Annotated in this window: 5 protein-coding genes and 1 tRNA gene; 4 read left to right on the top strand and 2 right to left on the bottom strand. The window is 46.6% G+C overall.

Annotated elements, in window-relative coordinates; all coding sequences use genetic code 11:
• The first annotated feature begins 43 nt into the window (after nt 1–43).
• Together AC23N5_RS26130 and AC23N5_RS26125 are read left to right on the top strand one after the other, a co-directional pair.
• A complete protein-coding gene (locus tag AC23N5_RS26130) occupies nt 44–4,735 on the top strand; it encodes a DUF7507 domain-containing protein (protein WP_487757798.1) in 4,692 nt (1,563 codons plus the stop codon).
• Nucleotides 4,736–4,806: 71 nt separating this feature from the next.
• On the top strand, nt 4,807–6,609 hold the full coding sequence (locus tag AC23N5_RS26125) for an Ig-like domain-containing protein (RefSeq protein ID WP_487757797.1): 1,803 nt from the start codon (nt 4,807–4,809) through the stop codon (nt 6,607–6,609).
• Nucleotides 6,610–6,743: 134 nt separating this feature from the next.
• On the opposite strand, the gene AC23N5_RS26120 is transcribed toward AC23N5_RS26125, so the two are convergent.
• A complete protein-coding gene (locus AC23N5_RS26120) occupies nt 6,744–8,285 on the bottom strand; it encodes an alpha-N-arabinofuranosidase (RefSeq protein WP_487757796.1) in 1,542 nt (513 codons plus the stop codon).
• A 151-nt stretch (nt 8,286–8,436) separates the two neighbouring features.
• On the opposite strand from AC23N5_RS26120, the gene AC23N5_RS26115 reads away from it, so the two are divergent.
• Nucleotides 8,437–8,895: a hypothetical protein gene (locus AC23N5_RS26115; RefSeq protein ID WP_487757795.1), complete on the top strand. Its 459-nt coding sequence runs from the start codon at nt 8,437–8,439 to the stop codon at nt 8,893–8,895.
• Nucleotides 8,896–8,952: 57 nt separating this feature from the next.
• On the opposite strand, the gene AC23N5_RS26110 is transcribed toward AC23N5_RS26115, so the two are convergent.
• Nucleotides 8,953–9,025, bottom strand: a tRNA-Lys gene (locus AC23N5_RS26110).
• Between the two features lie 281 nt (nt 9,026–9,306).
• Between AC23N5_RS26110 and AC23N5_RS26105 the strand changes: the two genes are divergently transcribed.
• On the top strand, nt 9,307–10,161 hold the full coding sequence (locus tag AC23N5_RS26105) for a fumarylacetoacetate hydrolase family protein (RefSeq protein WP_183978619.1): 855 nt from the start codon (nt 9,307–9,309) through the stop codon (nt 10,159–10,161).
• The last annotated feature ends 4 nt before the right edge of the window (nt 10,162–10,165 follow it).

Genomic DNA, 10,165 nt, shown 5'->3' with positions numbered 1-10,165 from the left:
CCCCACATAAAACCAAAAAAGAACTACTTAATAGTCTTACCCCATGAAAAAACAATTACATCATCTCTTTTGGTTTGGGCTTGCGTTGATTTTAGGAACTATTCCTGCAATAGCGCAAGATCTCTCAACAAACCAAGTCAATTACCAATTGACTTACAATTCCTCCACGCAGGTTTATACGGTTTGGGTTGTACCACAGTATAACACGCCCAACTCGAACAATCCCGAAGCCAATGAGCTTGGGGCAACAGCGCAGGTATCTCTGAAAGTTCCCAAAGACTTTGTCATTCAAAATATTACTGACATAAGGGGGACTTGGGAAAAAAGCCCAGTAAAATTAGGAACTCAGCCAGCATTTTCAACTTCAGGGTTAGATCCCAATTATCTCTATTACGTGATTGGAAAAACCTCAACGGAAGTCAACTATGGCCCTTTCAGCAGCGGTACGCCCGTTTCTCTTTTTACCTTTCAAGGCAATGCGTGTTATGGAGCGGTAGGAGTTTTAGCGAAAACTGACCCTTTTGTGGCGGCAGCCAAAACGTTGGCATCGCTCAATACAGCTTGTAGTTTTTATTCACGTTCGGGACAAGCTACAAGTGGGAACGTAATACCGTTAGAACAGTTTGTGGATAAGTTAGGCCCTGACCCTGATTGTAGTGCGCCTTCAATTAAGTTAATCAAAAGCATCAGTTCAGTAACTGACAACGCTCCCACAGGTCGCGGCGTAGGGGATGTCATCAACTATACGTTCACCGTTACCAACACGGGTAACGTGTCACTCTCGGCGGTTACTTTGACCGATGCCAAACTCAGTTTGAGCAACGTAGCGGTGAGCCCCAGTACACTTGCACCAGGTGGAACAGGCACAGCTACGGCCACTTATACCATCACGCAAGCAGATGTTAACGCGGGCGGAATTGAAAATACGGCGACTGTCACGGGTACACCTTCAAGTGGGCCTCTTGCAACTGTCACGGACGTTTCAGACGCAGGAACAGACAACAACGCGGTGGCCATTACCAACCCTGACGTGACAGAATCGCCTAAGTTGAACGGCACGACCGATACCAATCCGACCAATGACCCAACGGTGTTGTTGATTGCGCCAGCCCCTTCGATTAAGTTAATTAAAAGCATTGCCTCCATTACGGATAATGCACCAACAGGTCGCGGCGTAGGTGATGTCATTAACTATACCTTTACCGTTAGCAACACAGGTAATGTGACGCTCACAGGGGTGTCTTTGACGGATGCCAAACTCAGTTTGAGCAACGTAGCGGTAAGTCCTGCCACGTTATTGCCAGGCGGAACAGGCACAGCGACTGCGACTTACACCATCACGCAAGCGGATGTCAACGCGGGAGGAATTGAGAATACGGCGACTGTGACGGGTACGCCACCGAATTTGCCCAACGGCAATGCAGCCACGCCCGTCACGGATGTTTCAGACGCAGGAACAGACAACAACGCGGTGGCCATTACCAACCCTGACGTGACAGAATCGCCCAAGCTCAACGGCACGACCGATACCAATCCGACCAATGATCCAACGGTGTTGTTGATTGCGCCAGCCCCTTCGATTAAGTTAATTAAAAGCATTGCCTCCATTACGGATAATGCACCAACAGGTCGCGGCGTAGGTGATGTCATTAACTATACCTTTACCGTTACCAATACGGGCAACGTGACGCTCACAGGAGTGTCATTGACCGATACTAAGCTGAGTTTGAGCAACGCAGCGGTGAGTCCTGCCACGTTATTGCCAGGCGGAACAGGCACAGCGACTGCGACTTACACCATCACGCAAGCGGATGTCAACGCGGGAGGAATTGAGAATACGGCGACGGTTACGGGTACACCACCGAATTTACCCAACGGCAATGCCGCCACGCCTGTCACTGACGTATCAGATGCGGGAACGGATGGCAACGCCACTCCAATTACCAATCCCGAGGTGACTGAATCGCCCAAGCTCAACGGCACGACCGATACCAATCCGACCAATGACCCAACGGTGTTGTTGATTGCGCCAGCGCCTTCGATAAAGTTAATCAAAAGCATTGCCTCCATTACGGATAATGCTCCTACAGGTCGCGGCGTAGGGGATGTTATCAACTATACGTTTACTGTTACCAATACGGGCAACGTGACGCTCACAGGGGTGTCTTTGACGGATGCCAAACTCAGTTTGAGCAATGCAGCGGTAAGTCCTGCGACGTTATTGCCAGGCGGAACAGGCACAGCGACTGCGACTTACACCATTACGCAAGCGGATGTCAATGCGGGGGGAATTGAGAATACGGCGACTGTCACGGGTACACCACCGAATTTGCCTAACGGCAATGCAGCCACGCCTGTCACTGACGTATCAGATGCGGGAACGGACGGCAACGCCACTCCAATTACCAACCCTGACGTGACGGAATCACCGAAGTTGAACGGTACGACTGATACCGATCCGACCAATGACCCAACGGTGTTGTTGATTGCGCCTTCGCCTTCGATTAAAGTTGTCAAGAGCGTTGCATCAGTGACTTCTGCTGGACCAGCGGGCGTATTGGGCGATGTCATTAACTATACTTTCACCGTTTCCAACACGGGGAATGTTCCATTGACAGCGGTAAGCATCAGCGATCCATTGTTGGGAACTAACCTCACGGGAGGACCAGTCAGTTTGGCAGTGGGTGCATCGGATGCCACCACCTTCAAGGGTACTTACACGATAACGCAAGCCGACATCAACGCGGGTGGAGTACAAAACACGGCCACGGCCAGTGGCACGCCACCGAATTTACCCAACGGCAACCCAGCAACCCCAGTAACGGATGTTTCTGATGCGGGAACAAACAATACGGGTCAACCAATTACCAACCCCGAGGTGACAGAATCACCCAAGTTGAACGGTACGACTGATACCGATCCGACCAATGACCCAACGGTGTTGTTGATAGCGCCTTCGCCTTCGATTAAAGTAATCAAAAGCATTGCTTCGGTGACTTCCGCTGGACCCGTGGGCGTATTGGGTGATATCATTAATTATACTTTCACCGTTTCCAACACAGGGAACGTGCCGTTGACGGCGGTAAGCATCAGCGATTTATTGTTGGGAACTAACCTCACAGGCGGCCCAATCAGTTTGGCCATTGGCGCATCGGATGCCACTACTTTCAAGGGTACCTACACGATAACGCAAGCCGACATCGTCGCGGGGGGAGTACAAAACACGGCTACGGCCAGTGGCACGCCACCGAATTTGCCGAATGGCAACCCAGCAACCCCAGTAACGGATGTCTCTGATGCGGGTACGGACGGCAACGCCACTCCAATTACCGACCCAGACGTGACTGAATCACCGAAGTTAGACGGAACGACCGATACCGACCCCACCAATGATCCGACGGTGTTGTTGATTCCTTGCATAAAATCAAAAGTAACCTTAACAGGTGCAGCGATTTGTTCGGCAGATATTCAGACTTATAGCATCACGTTCAGTGTTACTGGCCAAGTTGGAGCCATAAAAGCCAATAGAGGAGTTTTGACTGGCAGTAATCCTTACACAGTGGTGGGCATTCCTTCGGGAGCGACGATTAAGATTACCGATAGCCTAAGTGCGGTTTGTAAATTTGATACCCTAATTACAGGGCCGAATTGTAACTGTACTCCAGCTTTACCAATATTGCTTACGACAAGTATAATATCTTGTATTAGAGATACTTTCTCAACGCTCAAAGCGACAGTATTCGGACTAGCTACGGTAGAATGGTACACGCAGGCAACAGGAGGTACGCCAGTATTTACTGGCCTCAATTTCAAACCCTCGGGTAATGTTTCGGCCAATACGGTCTTCTACGCCCAAGCTCGTAGTACCGACCCTACTTGTCCAACGGCTATCAGTACAGGCAGGGTGATGGCAACTGTTAATGCCCAAGATTGCTCGTTAAGGTTGTTGCCTAAAGTATATCTGCAAGGTTCGTTATTTGGTGTGTTCTCTGGGCCGTTGATGCGCGATGATTTACGGGTTAAAAACTTGATTCCCAGAAAATCGCCTTACGTAGCCTGGAATCCAATTACTGCCGCCGATACCATTACGTCCAATACCGTACTTACCGTCACTGGAGCAGATGCCATTGTGGATTGGGTGTTTGTTGAACTGCGCGACGCCGATGACTCAACAATTGTGGTCGATAGTCGTTCGGCTTTACTGCAACGCGACGGGGACATTGTAGAAGTTGACGGAACGTCGCCAATTACTTTCAACACATTTACATCAGCCGACTATTTCGTAGCGGTTCGTCACCGAAACCACTTGGGAGTTATGTCACAAACTGCCCTGCCATTAACGCAGGTCGTTTCTATGGTTGATTTTCGTTCGGCAGCCACTCCTACCTATGTGTTGGCTAACTCTCCGATTCACCAATCACAAGTGGATGTCGCTCAGGGAAAAGCCCTTTGGGCAGGAAACGCCCTTTATGACGGTCAAGTTATATATCAAGGCACAGACAACGACGTCAATGTCATTTATCAGCAGGTGATTGCCGCAATGGGGAATCCGTTATTGCTGCCTTTCTACATTTTGACAGGATACTACACGGGTGATATCAACATGGACGGAGAAGTGATTTTCCAAGGGACAACCAATGACGTAGAGTACATCTATCAAAACGTCATCAATAACCATAATGGGAACATGCTCAAACAGAACTTCTTCATCATTCAGGAACAGTTACCTAAATAAGCATGGATACATCCAGGGGCGTAATGCCCCTGGGACGTCTAAAAAATTCAACGCAATAAACACAGACTACAATGAAAAACGGATTATTTACACTCGCTTGGGTTGGGCTTATTTGGGTTCATTGCTTTGTTCCCGTAGTAGCGCAACAACTCTCGACAAATCAAGTCAACTACCAATTGACTTATGATGCTTCTAGTCAGACTTATACGGCCTGGGTAGTGCCTAGGTACGCTACACCAAATACCAACAATAGCGATGCCAATGAGTTTGGCGCGACAGCACAAGTCTCGTTGAAAGTTCCTAAAGATTTTGTGATTCAGAACATTACAGATATACGGGGGACTTGGGAAAAAAATCCTTTGAAGCTCGGGAATCAAGCCGTGTTTGCTTCGGGCAATTTAGATCCGAACTACCTTTACTATGTGATTGGCAAAACACCTACTGAAGTAAATTATGGTTCTTTTGTCAGTGGCACGCCCGTTTCACTTTTTACCTTCAGGGGAAATTCTTGTCAGGGACCAGTAGGAATTTTAGCTAAAACAGACCCATTTGTAACCGTCGCAAAAACACTTGCATCACTCAATACCGCTTGTAGTTTTTACTCACGCTCTGGGCAGGCTATTAGTGGAAACGTCATTCCTTTAGAGCAGTTTGTGGATAAATTGGGGCCTGATGCTGCTTGTACCACTCCCTGTGTGAAACCCAACGCTGGCCCTGATCAGACCTTAATATGCGCCACCACTCCTCCCACTACAGCCAATTTGGTTGATGCAACCGTGGGTCAAAAATGGAAAGTATTGAGTGTGCAGCCCAACACGACAGTAAGCATAACCACACCAGAAGGATTGGTGAGCGGCATGACAGCCTCGGGTGAGTATCGATTTGTGTTGCAAGTTCAGTCAGACTCTTTGACTTGCCGCGACACGGTTTCGGTAATAATACCTAATTGTGTTTGTCCCCAAGTAAATATCCTAACTCCCAATGCCACAGCATGTAGAGGTAGAGCATTTTCAGCGTTGAACGTAGCGGTTAGTGGAAGTAATACCCAAGGTGTAGGTGCGGAATGGTTTGCCAATGCTACAGGTGGTTCTGCTTTAGCCACTGGTTTAAGCTATACACCTACTGGCATAGCCACCGTGACAGATACGTTTTATGTAGCCTTAACGGGGGTAAGTACTAACTGCCTTGCGGTGCCTCGTACTCCTGTGATTGTAACTGTACAAGATTGTAACATAGACTTATCTCTTACAGTTGCGACCAACAACCAACAACCAGGCTTGAATGGAACTATTACTTTGACCGTAACTGTCACAAACGAAGGCCAAAATCCTGCTTCAGGAGTAGAAGTAAAGAACATTTTACCAGCGGGTATGAGTTTCCAGACATTTGCAACCGCTACAGGTACGTATAATTCAGGTACGGGTACGTGGACTATTGGGAACATCGCAGTAGGTCAAATAGTAACATTGTCTATCGGAGTCCAAGTAACGCAGACTGGAGTGCAGTATTTCACCGCAGAAATTTCTAAAGCAGATCAAGGGGATGTCGACTCTACTCCCAATAATGGCGTCGAAACCGAAGACGACTTTGATCGAACTTGCGTGACAGTACCCGCTCCAATTTGTGCTGGACAAATCTTTGAGCTTTCAATCCCGAATGGCTATACCAACATTCAATGGTACAGAGACAACCAACCGATTCCGAATGCAACTACCTCCGTTTTGCAAGTGACCCAAGCAGGTACTTATCGCTTCACAGCGACCAATGTTGCTTGTCCAACGGCGGGGTGTTGTTCATTTATTTTCTTTGAAGGCGACTGTTGTCCTACCAAAGCAATATGTGTGCCTTTCACGATAAAAAAAGTAAAGAAGTAAGGTTGTTGACAACATGTAATAGATAAGGGTAAGTAATATATCATAACAGGGGATCATAAGATGCCCTGTTATATAACACAAAAGTCCCCATGAGCGATGCTGATGGGGACTTTAACTTGATTTAACGACAAAAATTACTTCTTGAGTGTTAGCGTAATGACACTATAGGCAGGAATCGTAAGTTTTAACACTCCTTTGTCGAGCTTCGCACCTGCAAATTCCTTTACTGTGATTTTGTTGGGTTGTTCAAAACTATTGAAATCATTGATTTTAGCAGAAGCGAGTATCTGACCTGACACTTTTGAAAACTCATCACCTCGTAAGTTGATGGTTATTTCGTGTGGCTTGCTGTAATCAATATTCGTCAGCGAGATTGTCAGGGCGCCAGCGGCATTCTTTGAAGCAGAAGCAGAAACTGCCGTCAATTTTTTTCCTTGAAACTCGTAAGATGGCGATTCAATGCTGATAGGGACCAACAGTGCATCTTGGTGAACGTTGTACATTTTCATCACGTGGTACGTTGGGGTGAGCAACATTTTCTCTTCATTGGTTAAAATAACCGATTGAAGCACGTTGACGATTTGGGCGAGGTTAGCTCCCCGAACACGATCAGCGTGATTGTTGAAGATGTTAAGCGTTAGACCTGCAATCATCGCGTCACGCATGGTATTTTGTTGGTACAAAAACCCAGGATTGGTGCCAGGTTCTACGCTGTACCAGCCGCCCCATTCATCGACAATCAAGGCCACTTTTTTCTCAGGGTCGTATTTGTCCATGATGGTGCTATGTCGTGTCACAAACTCTTCCATTTTCCAAGCCTCATCCATGATTTTAAAATATTCCTGCTCGTTGAAATTAACAGAAGGGCCTTTGTCAGTCCAACTAATGACAGAATAGTGGTGCAATGCAACCCCCGAAAGCATGTTATGAGGAATGTTTTTCATCAATGTCTCTGTCCATTGGTAATCGCCGTCACTTGCTCCTGAGGCAATTCGATAGAGCTTGCCAGTGTTGTTCCAGTCGGCCATAAATGTGGCGTATTGGCGGTAAATATTCGCGTAATACTCAGCGGTCATATTTCCACCGCAGCCCCAGGCTTCATTTCCGACTCCCCAAAGTTGAACATTCCACGGTTTTTCACGGCCATTTTGTTTACGAAGCTCGGCCATTGGGCTACCCCCTGGATGATTAACGTAGGAAACCCAATCAACCAAATCTTTGACTGTTCCGCTCCCAACGTTGCCAGCCAAATATGGCTCAGCTCCGATACGCTCACAGAGGTCGAGGAAATCGTGCGTACCAAAGCTATTGTCCTCCGTTACGCCTCCCCACCAAACGTTTACCATTTTAGGGCGTTTGTCTTTTGGACCAATTCCATCTTTCCATTGGTATGTATCTGCAAAACATCCCCCAGGCCAGCGAAGGTTGGGGATTTTGAGGTCTTTTAAGGCTTGAATGACGTCGTTACGAACCCCTGCCGTGTTAGGGATTTTTGTGTTCCCTTCGCCTACATAAATGCCACCATAAATGCAACGCCCAAGGTGTTCAGCAAAATGCCCGTAAATGTGCTTGTTGATTTGAGTTTTGGCTAAGTCACTATTGAGCGTAATTTTTGTCTGGGCTATTACGTCAAGTACCAGCCAACAGGCGACCAACGATAGTAGTACTTTCTTCATTGATTTACTGAGTAGTTAGAATATGGTTATTTTTACTATTACTAAGTAAAAATGATATTTTCTCGATTCTATACCCTGAATTCAAGAAGATTTATTTTTTTTACCACTTCTCTAGGGAGAACCTAATTTGCTTATCAAAACAAAAAATAAAATGAAGAACACAATTTGTTGGGCGCTACTCATGGGTTTAGGTGCGTGCCAAACGCAGCAAGGTGAAAGTACCCAAAATGATACCACCAAAGTAGCGGAGGTGCCGATTGTTGGCGGTGATCTCGACAAACACGGTTGCAAAGGCTCGGCAGGCTATACTTGGTCGTCGGTAAAAAATAATTGTGTGCGATTATTTGAGCAGGGTGTTCGCCTTAACCCTCAAGATACGACCTTAAATCAGACGGTTTCGGCCTTTGTGATTTTTGCCGATGATGCCAAAGAAAATGCGGGAGAGGTGGAATTGTTTTTGCCAACACTGGCAGACAGTTCCATTATTTTGTCGCCACTCCAAGATAACGGTGCAGGAACTTGGGGCAATGGAAATTATCTTCTAACGCAATGGAAAGGTGTATATACTTTGGAAGAAAAAAAGAAGGTCTTGTACCAAGGCGGGCGCTGAAATAACCCAACAAAAAAGCCTCAAAACAGTGCGTTTTGAGGCTTTTTCTTTCTTTTGTGATCCCGCTGGGACTCGAACCCAGGACCCATACATTAAAAGTGTATTGCTCTACCAACTGAGCTACGGAATCCTACTTTTTCATTACTGCTTTCAACTTTTTTCGTTTCGTTGTCTGCGTTGTTCTGAAATCGTGGTGCAAAAGTACGTGGTTTGACAATACGACGCAAGTGCTGATGTGAAAATATTTTTAAAATATTTTTTAAATGGCAGACAGTGAGTGAGTTAAAGTTGAAAATATTTTTAACTTTTTTTTGCGACTCCGATTTCCAGTTAGATTTTTGGTACGAAATGCTTATAAATTCGTAGTATTGAAAGTTAATCAATCATCACTCATTTATTTCCACTTCCATAATGAAACTATTTCGTTTTGGCGCATTTGAACAAGAACAACCGGGAGTTATTTTGTCGGATGGCCGTAAAGTAAACGTAGCAGCGTTTGGCGAAGATTTTAACGAGGCATTTTTTGCCACCGATGGCCTTGCTCGCTTGGCTGATTGGCTCACCATTCACGCAGATACTTGCCCTGAGGTTTCGGAGGATGTTCGTCTTGGTTCGGCCATCGCGCGCCCTTCAAAAATTGTTTGCATCGGCTTGAACTATGCCAAACACGCGGCAGAGTCGGGGATGGATGTGCCAAAAGAACCCGTTATTTTCTTTAAATCAACTTCCGCTTTGTGCGGCCCGAACGATAACGTCATTATCCCGCGTAATTCTGTCAAAACAGACTGGGAAGTAGAGTTGGCTTTCGTGATTGGTAAAAAAGCCAGCTACGTGGATGAAGCCAATGCCATGGACTATGTAGCGGGTTATATCTTACACAACGACTACTCGGAGCGTGAGTTTCAACTCGAACGCAGTGGTCAATGGGTAAAAGGTAAAAGCAACGATACTTTTGCCCCGCTTGGGCCTTTCATGGCAACCAAAGATGAAATCGCTGACCCTCATACACTTCGCCTTTGGTTGAAAGTAAATGAGGAGATGTTGCAAGACTCAAATACCGATGACATGGTGTTTAAAATCCCAACGTTGGTAAGTTACCTAAGTCAATTTATGACCTTGCTTCCTGGCGATGTTATCTCAACAGGAACGCCGTTTGGAGTCGGATTGGGCTTTAAGCCGCCAAGATACCTCAAAGCGGGCGATGTTGTTGAATTAGGCATCGAGGGACTTGGAACGCAACGCCAAGTGGCAGAAGCGTATCAGTAAGCCG

It is taken from the genome of Runella sp. R5_40, assembly GCF_057652295.1.
This window is presented reverse-complemented; position numbering and strand designations above follow the sequence as displayed.

Bases quoted from the DNA above. Each gene is read 5' to 3' on its own strand.
- AC23N5_RS26130 (WP_487757798.1), top strand. From the start codon at position 44: ATGAAAAAACAATTACATCATCTCTTTTGGTTTGGGCTTGCGTTGATT.
- AC23N5_RS26115 (WP_487757795.1), top strand. From the start codon at position 8,437: ATGAAGAACACAATTTGTTGGGCGCTACTCATGGGTTTAGGTGCGTGC.
- AC23N5_RS26125 (WP_487757797.1), top strand. From the start codon at position 4,807: ATGAAAAACGGATTATTTACACTCGCTTGGGTTGGGCTTATTTGGGTT.
- AC23N5_RS26105 (WP_183978619.1), top strand. From the start codon at position 9,307: ATGAAACTATTTCGTTTTGGCGCATTTGAACAAGAACAACCGGGAGTT.
- AC23N5_RS26120 (WP_487757796.1), bottom strand. From the start codon at position 8,285: ATGAAGAAAGTACTACTATCGTTGGTCGCCTGTTGGCTGGTACTTGAC.